Here is a 14820-nt window from a genome sequence, read left to right on the forward strand (position 1 = left end):
GCCTGCCGCCAGCGTTCAATCTGAGCCATGATCAAACTCTTCAATTTAAGTTTGATGCTCGTAGAATTAAACTTCGTAATGAATTACGTGTTCACTCTTTGAGACTTGGTATTCATTTTTCGTCCGAAGACGTTAAGAATCCATGTCACTTTGAGTGCCCACACAGATTGTCTGATAAATTGTTAAAGAGCAGTGCAACGCGGCTTTCGCTCACCGTTGCGAGGTCCCGTATAATACGTTTTCCTCATTCAGAGTCAAGCGTTTAATTTCGCTTTTCTCTGCCGGTATTCATCGCTGAATCCCGCTGACCCGGCGGGCTGTAAGCCGTTGTTCCGTGTCAGTGGGAGCGCATTATAGGGAGTAATTACGAAGTGACAAGGGGAAATTTCAAAAAACTTTTCAACCGCCTCTTTTTTCATCATTACGCCGTGTAATTTAGCAAAAAAGCGGCGTTTTGCCGTTTTAACCAACGAAGCACGCCGCCAGATGGCATACTGATAAGGTAAAAAAGAGAAAGGAACGGCATTTATGTCTTTAAGCGCACAGCAGTTGGCGGCACAAAAGAACATCTCCTGGGTATTAGCGGAGAAACTAGCTCAAAAAATCCTGACCGGGGAATACCCGCCAGAAAGTATCCTTCCCGGAGAGATGGAACTGGGTGAGCAGTTTGGCGTGAGCCGTACGGCCGTGCGTGAAGCGGTTAAAACGCTTGCTGCGAAAGGGATGCTTTTACCTCGTCCACGGATCGGAACGCGGGTGATGCCCCGCAGCAGCTGGAACTTTCTCGATAAAGAACTACTCGCATGGTGGTTAACGGAAGATAATTTCGCTGAAGTTGTCGGCCATTTCCTCGTTATGCGCGAAAGCCTGGAGCCCCAAGCCTGTTTTCTGGCGTCAACCTCAGGCACGCCGGAGCAGAAGGCTCAACTCAACGCTTTGATGGAGGAGATGGTTGAGCTAAAGAGGAACTTTCAGCGCGAGCGCTGGATTGAGGTCGATATGGCCTGGCATGAACATATATATGAAATGAGCGGCAATCCTTTCCTGACCTCTTTCGCTTCTTTATTTCATTCGGTTTACCACACCTACTTCACTTCGATTACCCAAAATGAAGTGGTGAAGCTGGATCTCCATCAGGCAATCGTTGATGCCATTCTGGATAGCGACGGCTTGCGAGCGCTGAGCGCCTGCCAGGCGTTGTTGAGTGCCCCCAACCATTCCGACAAATAGTAAAGGTATCGAATGACCAAAAAGAAAGCCCGCAGTATGGCCGGGCTGCCATGGATCGCAGCGATGGCTTTTTTTATGCAGGCGCTTGACGCTACCATTCTGAATACGGCCCTTCCCGCTATCGCCCATAGCCTTAACCGTTCACCGCTTGCGATGCAATCGGCCATTATCAGCTACACGTTGACAGTAGCCATGCTTATCCCGGTCAGCGGTTGGCTGGCCGACCGCTTCGGCACGCGGAAAGTATTTATCATCGCCGTCAGCCTGTTTACCCTCGGTTCCCTGGCCTGCGCGCTTTCCAACTCCCTGATGGAACTGGTTATCTTCCGCGTCATTCAGGGCATCGGCGGAGCGATGATGATGCCGGTTGCGAGGCTGGCGTTACTGCGCGCCTATCCGCGCAGCGAACTGCTGCCGGTACTCAACTTCGTCACCATGCCTGGCCTGGTCGGCCCTATCCTCGGCCCCGTGCTCGGCGGCGTACTGGTGACCTGGGCAAGCTGGCACTGGATATTCCTGATTAATATTCCCATCGGCATTATCGGAATCGTCTACGCTCGCAAGTACATGCCGGATTTCACCACGCCACGACGTCGCTTCGACACGCTCGGTTTTATCCTCTTTGGCCTGAGCCTGGTGCTGTTTTCCAGTGGAATCGAGCTGTTTGGCGAGAAGATTGTTGCCACCTGGATGGCTCTGGCCGTTATCGCCCTGAGCATCGTTTTAATGTGGGCCTATATTCGCCACGCTCGCCGTCATCCCACACCGCTCATTTCGCTATCCTTATTTAAGACGCATACCTTCTCTGTTGGGATCGCGGGAAACCTGGCCACGCGCTTGGGCACCGGCTGCGTTCCGTTCCTGATGCCGCTGATGCTCCAGGTTGGCTTCGGGTATCCGGCGATTATTGCTGGCTGCATGATTGCGCCTACGGCTATCGGTTCCATTATTGCGAAATCAACCGTCACCCAGATACTTCGCTGGTTCGGCTACCGTAAAACGCTGGTTGGGGTCACGGTATTCATCGGCCTGATGATTGCTCAGTTTTCGCTGCAATCTCCGGATCTGTCGATCTGGATGCTGCTGCTGCCGCTATTCGTTCTGGGGATGGCGATGTCCACTCAGTTCACCTCAATGAACACCATCACGCTCGCCGATTTAACCGATGAAAACGCCAGCAGCGGCAACAGCATGCTGGCCGTTACTCAGCAACTCTCTATCAGTCTCGGGGTCGCCGTTAGCGCGGCGGTGCTGAGGTTTTATGAAGGATTTGATAGCGCAAATACCATTGAGCAATTTCATTACACCTTTATTACCATGGGGGCTATCACCGTGGTATCGGCGCTGGTATTTACCTTATTAAGAGCAAAAGATGGCCGCAACCTGATTAAGGAGCGGCATAAGCGTTAGGCTGAGCCACGAACCACCAGCTCAGGCGTTAACTGTACGCGCTGCTGTTTTTGTCCCGGATCGGCCATGCGGTGAATCAGCACATCGATGGCCAGTTCGCCCAGCTCATCTTTCGGTTGATGAATTGTGGTTAGCGGCGGCGTCATATAGCGCGCCAGTTCGATGTCGTCATAACCCACCAGCGCCATGTCCTGCGGAATACGCAGGCCGCTCTGGTAAAGGGCCTGATAGGCGCCCACCGCCATCGCATCGTTACCGACAAATACTGCCTGCGGTAGCTCTGACAGCGTCAGCAGCGTCTGCATGGCGCTGAATCCGCCGCCAAATTCAAAATCGCTGCTAATCACATATCCTTCCGGTACCGCAAGTCCGGCTCGAGTCATCGCAGCCTGATATCCCTCCAGGCGCAATCGGGCTGGCGTTTTATCCAGCGGACCTGCGATACAGGCAATCCGACTATAGCCCTGGTCAATCAGATACTGGGTCGCCATATCGCCGCCGAGCAGAGAGTTATCCTGAATCAGATCGCTATCGCCGTCGAACGGCGCCCAGTCCATCATCACCGTCGGTACAGAAGGATAGCGCTGCATAATTTCCGGCGAAGGCTGATGAGTTTCAGTGCACAACAGGAGTAAACCATCGACGCGCTTTTGCATCAGCGTCTCAAGATTACGGTTCATCCGCTGCTCATCGCCTTCGGTATTACACAGCACCAGGCTATAGCCTCGCTCAAAGCAGCTACGTTCCACGCCGCGCACTAGCTCCGAATAAAACGGGTTGGTACTGGCGGTAATAAGCATGCCTATGGTGCGGGTTTGGTTTAATTTAAGGCTGCGCGCCAGCGCAGACGGCGCGTAGTTCAGGCTTTTAATCGCGGCATCGACTTTAGCGGTAATTGCTTCGCTAACGAAACGATCTTTGTTGATGACATGAGAAACCGTCGAAGTGGAAACGCCCGCTATGCGGGCTACATCCTTCATGGTGGCCAAGCGTTACCCCTGTTGACGTAAAAATTCGTCTATTTCTTTTCGCCAGGGCACGGAGGGCTGGGCCCCTTTGCGGGTGACGGCGATAGCGGCGGCGGCATGGGCAAAACGAATCGCCTGCGCCAGTTCACTACCTTCAAGCAGCGCGGTGACCAGCGCACCATTAAAGGTATCGCCAGCGGCTATGGTATCTACCGCCTGCACTTTAAAGCCGGGCACCCGACGACCTTCACCTTCGCAGCTGGCCCATACGCCACGGCTGCCAAGGGTAATGATCACCGTACCGATACCTTTATCATGGAGCACTTTGGCGGCTTTTGCCGCATCATCGTCGCTTTCCACGCGCACGCCGGTGAGCTTTTCCGCTTCGGTCTCGTTAGGGGTAATGATATCTACCAGCGTGAGCAGCTCATCGGGCAATTCACGTGCCGGCGCCGGATTGAGGATGACTGAGGTTTGATTCTGGTGAGCGATTTTCGCCGCGGCCAGTACGCTTTCCAGCGGTGATTCCAGCTGCATCAGCAGCGCCTGCGCGCCAGCAATACGCTCTTTTTCCGCATCAACCTGCGCAACGGAGAGCGCGGCATTAGCACCGGCATGAATACCGATAGTATTCTCACCTTCAGCGTTAACAAAAATCAGCGCCACGCCGGTTGATTCTCCGGTGACGGCTCTGACCGGCGAAACGTCAATATTGTCGTTTTCCAGCTGGTGACGAACGCGCTCGCCAATGTCGTCATCGCCGGTACAGGCGATAAAGGAAATATTAGCCCCGCTGCGTCCGGCAGCAACGGCCTGGTTTGCGCCCTTACCGCCAAAAGCGACCTGATAGTGATGACCGGTAACGGTTTCACCAGGCGTTGGGAAGGCGTCGAGATTCAGGATGTGATCGGCGTTGATACTGCCAAGGACGACAAGTTTGCCTGCGGTTTTCATAATCAATATTCCCGGAAAGCGCGCCACCGGGATCCGGTGGCGCATGCCCTGCTTTTCTTTATTATGTTGTCCCTCGGACCGTCGCCGATCCGAATCGCACATTATTGCTTAATGACCAGTTTCAACTCAACCGGGTAGCTGGTATCCACTTTTTCGCCCTTCAGCACTTTATCGGCGGTCTCAACGCCTTTAACGCCGATCTGCTCCGGTAGCTGGGCGATGGTCGCAGCCAGTTTGCCACTATTAACCGCTTTTTCGCCATCCGGCGTGCCGTCAAATCCAACAACCATCACATCAGATTTGCCTGCCGTTTGTAGCGCACGCAGCGCGCCCAGCGCCATTTCATCGTTCTGGGCAAATACCGCCTGCACATCAGGATGCGCCGTCAGCAAGTTCTGCATGACGTTCAGACCCTTGGTACGGTCAAAATCTGCCGGCTGGCTGGCCAGTACGTTAAACTTGTGCGCAGCAACGGCCTGCTGGAAACCTTCACCACGTTCGCGCGCCGCGGAGGTCCCGGCAATGCCTTGTAGTTCAATGATCTTCGCGCTTTCGCCGACTTTCTTCGCGATATAGTCGCCGGCCATCTTACCGCCCAGCACGTTGTCAGATGCAATATGGCTTACCACGTCGCCTTTTGACGCCTGACGGTCGAGGGTGATAACCGGAATTTTCGCCTGATTAGCCAGCTTCACGGCGTTACCCACCGCATCGGAATCCGTAGGGTTGATCAGCAGCAGTTTGGTGCCACGAACGGTTAAATCCTGAACGTTAGCCAACTCTTTGGCCGGGTTATTCTGGGAGTCCAGTACCACCAGGTTATAGCCAAGTTTGTCCGCTTCTTTTTGCGCGCCATCCTTCAGCGAGACAAAGAACGGGTTGTTAAGGGTAGAGATAACCAGAGCGATAGTATCTTTTGCCATCGCGTTTGCGCTTACGGTCGCACTTAACGCTACAGCAGAGACCAGGGTCGCCAGTTTTTTCATATTCATAGTTAAGATGTCCTGTAGAGTTCTCAGTTACTGCTTCTTGTTATCTACCAGTACCGCCAGCAAAATGACCACCGCTTTCACGATCATCTGGTAATAGGATGAAACGCCTAATAAATTCAGGCCGTTGTTCAGAAAGCCAAGGATCAACGCACCAATCAGCGTGCCGACAATACGGCCTTTACCGCCCGCGAGGCTGGTACCACCGAGCACCACCGCCGCAATCGCATCCAGTTCATATCCTGTGCCCGCCGTCGGCTGCGCGGAAGAGAGACGCGCGACCTCAATAATCCCGGCCAGCGAGGCCAGCATGCCGCACAAAGAATAGACGATGATTTTAACTTTATTCACGCTGATGCCGGAAAGGCGCGTTGCCGCCTCGTTACCGCCGAGCGCATAAATATAACGGCCCAGGCGAGTATGGTGCAGCATGTACCAGGCGGCCAGGAAAACGATCGCCATAATCCACACCGGCGTTGGGATCCCCAGCGGACGACCAATCCCGAACCAGCCGAACAGATCGGCGTTGTCGGTAAAGCCGGTATTTACCGGGCTTCCATTGGTATACACCATCGTCACGCCGCGCAGCAGCAGCATCATGACCAGCGTAGCGATAAATGCCTGCACGCGCCCTTTCGCCACAATCACGCCGGTCACGGCGCCGATAGCCGCGCCTAATGCCAGCGCAGCGGCCACGGCCACCAGCGCGTTGACCTCAATCCCGACAATTGAAGCAGCAACCGCGCCGGTCAGCGCCAGCAGAGAACCGACGGACAGGTCGATACCCGACGTCAGGATAACCAGCGTCATCCCTACCGCCATAATGGCGTTAACTGAAGTCTGCTGCAGAATATTGAACAGGTTATTCACGGTAAAAAAGTTGGGGCTCATGGTCGAGACAATCGCAATCAGCACCAGCAGGGCAATCAGCGATTTTTGCTCCATCAGCCACGCTTTTGTGAAGTAGCGACGACCAGAAACAGCCGGGTTATTCATCTTTTTTACTCCTGATTCACACGATTAAGCTTGCCCACAGCGGCAGCCATCAATACTTCCTGGGTGGCCTGCTCGCGTGTGAATTCACCGCCGAGATGCCCTTCATGCATCACCATGATGCGATCGCTCATGCCCAGCACTTCCGGCATCTCCGAAGAGACCAGAATGATGCTCAGACCTTCGGCTTTGAACTGGTTAATCAGCTGGTATATCTCTTTCTTTGCCCCAACATCCACGCCGCGTGTCGGCTCATCAAGGATCAATACCTTCGGGCGGGTCATCAACCCGCGGGCTATCGCGACCTTCTGCTGATTACCGCCGGAAAGCAGCCCAATGGCCTGCTCCATCGAAGGCGTTTTCACGTTAAACAGGCGGATAAAATCACTCACCGCCTGTTGTTCATCTTTGTGCTTGAGACTACCGCCGCCGCGGCTGAAGTAACGCAGCGCGGTCAGCGACATGTTTTCTTTAACCGACATGCCGAGCACTAAACCGTCGCGCTTACGGTCTTCTGAGATGTAGACGATTCCGTTGGCCAGACCATCCTGCGGGGAGCGCGTAACAACTTCGCGTCCATCCAGCGTGACCGAACCGCTGCTGCGCGGCAGCGCACCGTACAGCACCTTCATCAGCTCGGTGCGCCCGGCGCCCATCAGCCCGGCGACGCCGAGAATCTCGCCCTGACGCAGAATAAAGGAGATATTTTCCACGCCCGAACCGCACAGGTTGTCGACCTTAAGACGAACAGCGCCCGGGGCTTTGTCCAGATGCGGGTACTGATCTTCCAGCTTACGGCCGACCATCATCTCAATCAGCAGATCTTCATCCAGACTGGCCACTTCACGCTCGGCGATAAACTGCCCATCGCGAAATACCGTGACGTCATCGCAAATCTCGAAGATCTCTTTCATACGGTGGGAGATATAGACAATACCGCGCCCCTGCGATTTCAGTTCGCGGATTACGCGGAACAGGGATTCGGTCTCGGTGTCGGTCAACGCATCGGTGGGCTCATCCATAATGATGACCTTCGACTCAAAGCTCAGCACCTTAGCGATCTCAACCATTTGCTGATCGCCTATCGATAAATCCCCCACCAGCTTCTGGCTGTTAAAACGCAGATTCAGCTTTGCCAGCAGCTTATCGGCTTCGGCGTACATCGTTTTCCAGTCTATTTTGCCAAAGCGATTCACAAATTCACGGCCGAGGAAAATGTTCTCGGCGATCGTCAATTGGGGGATCAGGTTTAGCTCCTGGTGGATGATGCCAATTCCGGCTTCCTGAGAAGATTTGGGACCGTTGAAGGTGGTCTCTTTACCCAACCACAGCAGCGAACCGGCATCGCGGGAGTAAATGCCGGTCAGCACTTTCATCATCGTGGATTTACCGGCGCCGTTTTCCCCGACCAGCGCCATCACGCGGCCCGGATATACGTTTAGCGAGGCGCCGGAGAGCGCCTTGACGCCAGGGAACGATTTATCGATCCCTTTTAATTGCAATAAGGCTTCCATAGCGGCGACCTCAGAACGTCACGCCGGCACAGAGAATAACGTTCGCATACGGGGAACATTCCCCGCTGCGAATCACCGCCTGACTATCTGCGGTTTCTTTTTTGAACTGCTCATGGCTGGTGTAACGAATTTCAATGGTGTTTCCCTGGTGTTGCTGCAGCTGCTCAAGATGATTGAGCAACGTCGCGTGGAGCTGCGGATTAAGCGTTTTAATCTCTTCCGCGAGGATAGCCGCTTCAACCTGCATTTCGCTCGTCACCACCTCCAGAACCTGCATAAAGGAGGGCACCCCGTGGGTTAACGCCATATCGATACGGGCGCTGCTGCGGGGAACAGGTAACCCGGCATCGCAAACTACCAGCGTATCGGTATGACCCAGGCGGGAGATGACCGACGAAATTTCAGCATTGAGGACGGTACCTTTTTTCATTTTCTCTTTTACTCCACTAGCGAAACGTTTCGCTGGTATAAGTATTAGCAATAAGAGAACAGAAAACCATCACCAGATGTGAGAATTGTGATCGTCATCGAAACGTTTCGCAAGTCTGAAGAGTTAAAGCCAGAAGCGTTCAAATAAACAAAAAGCCCTTCATCAAGAAGGGCTTTAGCGCATCAGATTTCAACCTGGGTGCCGAGCTCAATAACCCGGTTCGGCGGGATTTCGAACTGGTCAGGCGCTCGCAGAGCGTTGCGCTGCAGCAGAAGATAAAGCTTGCCGCGCAGGCGCAGGTACCATGGCCGCTTGCCGATGATCAGCGACTCATGAGACATAAAGAAGGAGGTCTCCATCATCCGGCAGCTCAGGCCTTCCAGCCCACAGCGGTGGAAAACTTCTTCGACATTCGGCGTTTCCCGCCAGCCGTAGCTGGCTACTACGCGCCAGAACGACGGCGAAATCTGCTCAATCTGTACGCGACGAACGTTATGCACGTACGGCGCATCTTCAGTACGCAGCGTGAGCAAAATCACCCGCTCGTGCAGCACCTTATTATGCTTAAGGTTATGCAACAGCGCGAAAGGAATGACGTTCAGCGCCCGCGACATATAGACGGCGGTACCCGGAACGCGGACCGGCGGCGATTTCTCCAGAGAAGAGATCATCGCTTCCAGAGAATTACCGTGCTCATGCATCCGACGCAGAAGGCGGAAACGCTCGCTTTTCCAGGTGGTCATGATGGTAAACATCACCAGGCCGAGGGTCAGAGGCAGCCAGCCGCCGGAGACGATTTTATCGAGGTTCGCGGAGAAGAGCGGGATATCAATGCACATAAAGGCAACCAGCAGCAGCGCCACAACGAACTTATTCCAGTGCCAGTTTTGACGCGCTACCGTCGTGAACAGAATGGTGGTCAGCACCATCGTCCCCGTCACCGCAATACCGTAGGCCGCCGCCAGATTCGAGGAGTGCTCAAAGTTAACAATGACGATGACCACCGAGATATAGAGCAGCCAGTTGATAAACGGAATATAAATCTGCCCGGACTCCATTTCCGAAGTATGAATAATCCGCATCGGCGACAGGTACCCCAGGCGCACCGCCTGCCGGGTTAGCGAGAAGACGCCAGAGATAACCGCCTGTGAAGCGATAACCGTCGCCAGGGCGGCAATAATCAGCATGGGAATGAGCGCCCACTCGGGCGCCAGCAGAAAGAACGGGTTTTTAATCGCTTCCGGGTGTTTGAGCAGCAGCGCGCCCTGACCAAAGTAGTTAAGCACCAGTGAAGGCAGTACTACCGAAAACCAGGCCAGGCGAATCGGCAGTTTACCAAAATGCCCCATATCCGCGTACAGCGCCTCCACGCCGGTAATCGACAGCACTACCGCGCCCAGCGCCACAAACGAGACGGTTTTATATTCGAGGAAAAAGTGTACCGCCCAGTAAGGATTCAGCGCCTGCAGCACTTCCGGGTTAGCAAAGATACTGCGCGCGCCCAGTACCGCCAGCAGCAGGAACCAGATCAGCATAATCGGCGCGAACAGCTTACCGACCATGCTGGTACCGTGCTTTTGAATGGCAAATAGCAGCGTCAGAACGATGATGGATATGGGGACCACCCACGTATCCAGGTCCGGGGCGATAATTTCCAGCCCCTCTATCGCCGACATCACCGAGATGGCAGGCGTAATCACCACCTCGCCATAAAAGAAGCTGCCGCCGATAAGCCCAAGGATCACCAGGATGGAGGTTGCGCGCGCGGAGGTGTTTCGCCCCGCCAGCGACATTAACGTCAGGATCCCGCCTTCGCCGGCATTGTCTGCCCGCATCACGAAGGTGATGTATTTGAGTGATACGGTGAGAATTAATAGCCAGAAAATGAGCGACAGGAAGCCAAAAACAGCATCACGCTCAACGCCAAAGCCAAACTGGCCGGACAGACATTCACGAAGTGTATACAGTGGACTGGTACCGATATCGCCGTATACCACGCCGATTGCCGCCAGCGTTATTGCCGGCAGCGATTGCTTATTATCAGTGCTCATAGACTAGTCTTTTCGTTTATAAAACAAATGTGTGCCTAGTCCCTTGGCCCACAAAAAGCGCACAGTATGCACGATTATTTGCTGAATCGTACCCCTAACTGACATCATCTTAACCTGACTCAAAGAAAATAAATCGATTCTTCAGGCTATTACCACCCCTAAGCAAACATCTATACTCGACCTAACAACGACATTCTAAAAAGCACGCAACTCTATTATGGCTCAATCACATTTACTGGCAGAAAGAATTTCCCGGCTCAGCGCCGCTCTGGAAAAAGGACTCTTCGAACGCAGCCACGCCATTCGCCTTTGCCTGCTTGCCGCACTCAGCGGCGAGAGCGTTTTTCTGCTGGGTCCACCGGGCATTGCCAAAAGTCTGATCGCCCGACGCCTAAAATTCGCCTTCCAGCAGGCTCGCGCATTTGAGTACCTGATGACGCGTTTTTCCACGCCGGAAGAAGTTTTTGGCCCGCTCTCCATTCAGGCGCTAAAAGATGAAGGACGCTACGAGCGTTTGACCGCGGGTTATCTTCCGGAAGCCGAAATTGTTTTCCTCGATGAGATCTGGAAAGCTGGCCCGGCGATCCTCAATACGCTGCTGACGGCAATAAACGAACGTCATTTCCGCAACGGGGCAACCGAAGAAAAAATCCCTATGCGCCTGCTGGTGGCGGCGTCGAACGAACTCCCCGAAGCAGACAACAGCCTGGAGGCGCTATACGATCGGATGCTTATCCGTTTATGGCTGGATAAGGTTCAGGATAAAACCAACTTCCGCTCAATGCTGATAAGCCAGCAGGACGAGAACAGTAACCCCGTCCCGGCGAATCTACAGGTCAGCGACGAGGAGTTTCAGCAATGGCAGCAGGATATCGGCAGCGTTAAGCTGCCGGACAGCGTTTTTGAACTTATTTTCCAGCTGCGCCAGCAGTTAGATACGCTGCCGAACGCGCCGTACGTCTCAGATCGTCGGTGGAAAAAAGCCATTCGTCTGCTGCAGGCCAGCGCCTTTTTCAGCGGCCGCGACACTATCGCGCCAATAGACCTGATCCTGCTGAAAGATTGCCTGTGGCACAATATTGAGACGATGAACCTGATGTCCGCGCAGCTGGAGACCTTAATGACCAGCCACGCCTGGCAGCAGCAGGCAATGCTCACTCGCCTGGGGTCGATTATCCAACGACGTATTCAGCTTCAACAGCAGCAAAGCGATAAAACCGCGCTAAAAGTAAACCGTCTTGGCGGTATGTTCAGCCGTAAACCTCATTATGAACTGCCCGCTGAAGTGCAGGAGCCCACGCTGACGCTGCTCCTCCAGCAGCCGCTTAAGCTGCACGACCTGGAAGTGATTCATATTACGTTTGTTCGTGAAGAGCTTGCTCACTGGCTGGAGAAAGGGGGTGAGATTCGTGGCAAGCTCAACGGTATCGGTTTTGCCCAGCCGCTGAATATGGATGTCGATACCAGCCAGCATCTGGTCGTGCGCGATGTCAGCTTACAGGGGTCGCGACTTTCCCTGCCCGGTAGCGAATCGCGGGAAAATATGCCGGCCGAAATCCGGCAGCAGCTGGAAGCGCTGGACGACGAATGGCATCAGCAACATAACCGCTTCAGCGAACAGCAGAAATGTCTGTTTATTCCCGGTGAGTGGCTGGGACGCATTGAGGCCAGCCTGCAGGACGTCGGAACGCAGATTAAACAGGCGCGTCAGTCATGACGCTGGACATGCTGAATGTCATGCTGGCAGTCGGCGAAGAGGGTATGATCGATGAGATGCTGCTGGCGCTGCTGGCGGCACCTCAACTGGCGGTATTCTTTGAAAAATTCCCGCGCCTAAAAAATATTATCGCCGCCGACATTCCGCGCTGGCGGGAAGCGGTCAGATCGCGACTTAAAGAGACCAATATCCCCCCCGAGCTGGATGCGGAGGTTCAGTGTTATCAGCAATCACAGCGGCTTTCTACCTCGCAGTTTATCGTCCAGCTTCCGCAAATTTTGAGCCAGCTGCATAAGCTGCACTCCCCTTTTGCCAGCCAGGCCCAGCAGCTGGTGGATAACAACAGCACCTTTACGCCAGCGCTGCACACGTTATTCCTCCAGCGCTGGCGCCTGAGCCTGGTGGTGCAGGCAACCTCCCTTAATCAGCAACTGCTGGATGAAGAGCGCGATCAGCTACTGAGCGAAGTTCAGGAACGCATGACCCTCAGCGGCCAGCTGGAGCCGGTGCTGGTGGAAAATGACAATGCGGCGGGGCACCTGTGGGACATGAGCGCTGGCGAGCTGAAGCGAGGCGACTATCAGCTGATCGTGCGCTACGGCGACTTTCTAAGCCAACAACCCGAGCTCATGCAGCTCGCTGAACAGCTGGGACGCTCACGTGAAGCGAAAGCGGTGCCGAAAAAAGATGCGCCGATGGAAACCTTTCGCAGCCTGGTGCGCGAACCGGCCACCGTACCGGAACAGGTGGACGGGCTTCAGCAGAGCGACGATATTCTGCGTTTGTTGCCGCCAGAGCTGGCTACCCTCGGTATCACCGAGCTGGAGTTCGAGTTCTATCGTAAGCTGGTTGAAAAGCAGCTGCTGACCTATCGGCTTCACGGCGATGCGTGGAAAGAAAAGATCACCGAACGGCCGGTCACTCGCCAGGATTTTGATGAACAGCCGCGCGGACCCTTTATCGTCTGCGTCGATACTTCCGGCTCAATGGGCGGTTTTAATGAACAGTGCGCCAAGGCGTTTTGTCTGGCGCTAATGCGGGTCGCTCTGGCGGATAACCGCCGCTGCTTTATTATGCTGTTTTCCAGCGAGGTAGTGCATTACGAACTTACCGGTCCGCAGGGGCTGGAACAGGCGATCCGCTTTCTGAGCCAGCGCTTCCGTGGCGGCACCGATCTGGCCAGCTGTTTCCGGGCAGTGATTGAGCGTATGCAGAATCCGCAGTGGATCGATGCCGATGCGGTAGTCATTTCAGATTTTATCGCACAGCGCTTGCCGGATGAGGTGATCAATAAGGTGGGAGAGCTACAGCATAAACATCAGCATCGCTTTCATGCGGTGGCGATGTCGGTACACGGCAAGCCCGGTATTATGCGCATTTTCGATCATATCTGGCGCTTTGATACCGGGCTGCGTAGCCGCCTGCTGCGACGCTGGCGGCGTTAATCACGCATTAAAGAAGAGCGGCAACGCTTTGACGAACCTGTGTCGGCCATACGCCGCACTGTACCTGGCCGATATGGTCAAGCTGCAGGAGCAGCATCGTCAGACGAGACTGACCAATGCCGCCGCCGATAGTCTGCGGCATCTCTCCGCGCAGCAGCGCCTGGTGCCATTCCAGCTGCAGGCGATCTTCATCACCGGTAATCGCAAGCTGGCGCTTCAGCGCTTCGGCATCCACGCGGATCCCCATTGAAGAGAGCTCGAAGGCATCTTCCAGAACCGGGTTCCATACCAGAATATCGCCGTTCAGACCGGCATAGCCTTCAGCAGCCGGCGTGCTCCAGTCATCATAATCCGGCGCGCGAACGTCGTGGCGCTGACCATCGGAAAGCTTGCCGCCGATGCCGATCAGGAATACCGCCCCCAGCTCTTTAGCAATCGCCCGTTCACGACCTTTGGCATCAAGATCCGGATAGCGGCTTAAAAGCTCCTCGCTATGAACAAACTGGATCGTCTCCGGCAGAAACGGCTTGAGGCCAAATTCTTTACTGACGGCGTCTTCGGTAGCTTTGATCCCGGCATAGATCGCTTCAACGGTCGATTTCAGCGTTCCGCAGTGGCGTTCTCCGTCACCCATTACGCGCTCCCAGTCCCACTGGTCAACGTAAACGGAATGGATGGGAGTTAATCGGTCTTCATCGGGGCGAAGGGCCTTCATGTGCGTGTACAGCCCTTCGCCCGCGCTGAAGTCGTGTTGTCCCAGGGTTTGACGCTTCCACTTCGCCAGTGAATGAACCACTTCGAACTGGGCGTCTGGCAGTGTTTTCACTTTAACCTGAACCGCTTTTTCGCAACCAGAAAGGTTATCCTGAGTTCCATCGCCCACGCGGCTTAAGATCGGCGCCTGAACTTCGATCAGGCCGAGCTTCTCTTCAAGCTGACGGGAAAAGTGTGACTTAACGAAACTAATCTGGCGTTGTTTTGCGATGTATGCGGTTTTCATTTTTTATAACTCCTGCGTCCTGTTGCCATTGATTAAGCAACAAAACAGCGCTGCAATTCAATAATCCCACAACAAAAAGCCTGCATAGATTTTGATTCATTAAAATTTGAGGCTAAAAT

Annotated in this window: 12 protein-coding genes; 4 read left to right on the forward strand and 8 right to left on the reverse strand. The window is 54.3% G+C overall.

Annotation, left to right across the window (positions count from 1 at the left end; genetic code table 11):
- The first annotated feature begins 528 nt into the window (after positions 1-528).
- Positions 529-1230, forward strand: coding sequence for a FadR/GntR family transcriptional regulator (locus K2184_RS03690; RefSeq protein ID WP_004107328.1), 702 nt, complete (start codon positions 529-531; stop codon positions 1228-1230).
- A 12-nt stretch (positions 1231-1242) separates the two neighbouring features.
- Positions 1243-2640: a multidrug transporter subunit MdtD gene (mdtD, locus tag K2184_RS03695; protein ID WP_004107327.1), complete on the forward strand. Its 1398-nt coding sequence runs from the start codon at positions 1243-1245 to the stop codon at positions 2638-2640.
- Here mdtD and rbsR read toward each other — a convergent pair.
- The 7 genes from rbsR to kup form a co-directional block, all read right to left on the reverse strand.
- A complete protein-coding gene (gene rbsR, locus K2184_RS03700) occupies positions 2637-3620 on the reverse strand; it encodes a ribose operon transcriptional repressor RbsR (RefSeq protein ID WP_004107325.1) in 984 nt (327 codons plus the stop codon). The genes mdtD and rbsR overlap by 4 nt on opposite strands.
- A 12-nt stretch (positions 3621-3632) precedes the next feature.
- Entirely contained in the window at positions 3633-4565 is a 933-nt protein-coding gene (rbsK, locus tag K2184_RS03705) for a ribokinase (RefSeq protein WP_163524765.1), read from the reverse strand.
- 98 nt (positions 4566-4663) lie between these two features.
- The gene (gene rbsB / locus K2184_RS03710) at positions 4664-5554 is read right to left on the reverse strand and encodes a ribose ABC transporter substrate-binding protein RbsB (RefSeq protein ID WP_004107321.1); all 891 of its coding nucleotides are present in this window, start codon (positions 5552-5554) and stop codon (positions 4664-4666) included.
- 27 nt (positions 5555-5581) lie between these two features.
- Positions 5582-6547, reverse strand: a complete 966-nt coding sequence (gene rbsC, locus K2184_RS03715) for a ribose ABC transporter permease (RefSeq protein WP_004855792.1) — start codon at positions 6545-6547, stop codon at positions 5582-5584.
- A gap of 5 nt (positions 6548-6552) precedes the next feature.
- Positions 6553-8058 (reverse strand): ribose ABC transporter ATP-binding protein RbsA, encoded by a 1506-nt coding sequence (gene rbsA / locus K2184_RS03720; protein WP_004107317.1) that lies wholly within the window; start codon positions 8056-8058, stop codon positions 6553-6555.
- Positions 8059-8068: 10 nt separating this feature from the next.
- Positions 8069-8488: a D-ribose pyranase gene (rbsD, locus tag K2184_RS03725; protein ID WP_004116762.1), complete on the reverse strand. Its 420-nt coding sequence runs from the start codon at positions 8486-8488 to the stop codon at positions 8069-8071.
- Positions 8489-8670: 182 nt separating this feature from the next.
- Positions 8671-10539 carry a low affinity potassium transporter Kup gene (kup, locus tag K2184_RS03730; RefSeq protein ID WP_004107313.1) on the reverse strand — a complete coding sequence of 623 codons (1869 nt, stop codon included), beginning with the start codon at positions 10537-10539 and terminating at the stop codon, positions 8671-8673.
- Between the two features lie 217 nt (positions 10540-10756).
- Here kup and ravA point away from each other — a divergent pair, with 217 nt between their 5' ends.
- Together ravA and viaA are read left to right on the forward strand one after the other, a co-directional pair.
- Positions 10757-12256, forward strand: a complete 1500-nt coding sequence (gene ravA, locus K2184_RS03735; RefSeq protein ID WP_004116756.1) for an ATPase RavA — start codon at positions 10757-10759, stop codon at positions 12254-12256.
- Positions 12253-13701, forward strand: coding sequence for an ATPase RavA stimulator ViaA (gene viaA, locus K2184_RS03740; RefSeq protein ID WP_004107310.1), 1449 nt, complete (start codon positions 12253-12255; stop codon positions 13699-13701). Before ravA ends, viaA begins: the two co-directional genes overlap by 4 nt.
- A gap of 7 nt (positions 13702-13708) precedes the next feature.
- Here viaA and asnA read toward each other — a convergent pair whose 3' ends face one another.
- Positions 13709-14701 carry an aspartate--ammonia ligase gene (asnA, locus tag K2184_RS03745; RefSeq protein WP_004116752.1) on the reverse strand — a complete coding sequence of 331 codons (993 nt, stop codon included), beginning with the start codon at positions 14699-14701 and terminating at the stop codon, positions 13709-13711.
- Positions 14702-14820: the final 119 nt, after the last annotated feature.

This window comes from Klebsiella sp. K5-306 (genome assembly GCF_051835185.1).
Classification (GTDB): domain Bacteria; phylum Pseudomonadota; class Gammaproteobacteria; order Enterobacterales; family Enterobacteriaceae; genus Klebsiella; species Klebsiella oxytoca.

Excerpts from the sequence above, each read along its gene's own strand:
- rbsC (WP_004855792.1), bottom strand. The coding sequence starts at position 6,547 with ATGAATAACCCGGCTGTTTCTGGTCGTCGCTACTTCACAAAAGCGTGG.
- viaA (WP_004107310.1), top strand. The coding sequence starts at position 12,253 with ATGACGCTGGACATGCTGAATGTCATGCTGGCAGTCGGCGAAGAGGGT.
- rbsB (WP_004107321.1), bottom strand. The coding sequence starts at position 5,554 with ATGAATATGAAAAAACTGGCGACCCTGGTCTCTGCTGTAGCGTTAAGT.
- kup (WP_004107313.1), bottom strand. The coding sequence starts at position 10,539 with ATGAGCACTGATAATAAGCAATCGCTGCCGGCAATAACGCTGGCGGCA.
- rbsD (WP_004116762.1), bottom strand. The coding sequence starts at position 8,488 with ATGAAAAAAGGTACCGTCCTCAATGCTGAAATTTCGTCGGTCATCTCC.
- asnA (WP_004116752.1), bottom strand. The coding sequence starts at position 14,701 with ATGAAAACCGCATACATCGCAAAACAACGCCAGATTAGTTTCGTTAAG.
- rbsR (WP_004107325.1), bottom strand. The coding sequence starts at position 3,620 with ATGAAGGATGTAGCCCGCATAGCGGGCGTTTCCACTTCGACGGTTTCT.
- ravA (WP_004116756.1), top strand. The coding sequence starts at position 10,757 with ATGGCTCAATCACATTTACTGGCAGAAAGAATTTCCCGGCTCAGCGCC.
- rbsA (WP_004107317.1), bottom strand. The coding sequence starts at position 8,058 with ATGGAAGCCTTATTGCAATTAAAAGGGATCGATAAATCGTTCCCTGGC.
- mdtD (WP_004107327.1), top strand. The coding sequence starts at position 1,243 with ATGACCAAAAAGAAAGCCCGCAGTATGGCCGGGCTGCCATGGATCGCA.
- K2184_RS03690 (WP_004107328.1), top strand. The coding sequence starts at position 529 with ATGTCTTTAAGCGCACAGCAGTTGGCGGCACAAAAGAACATCTCCTGG.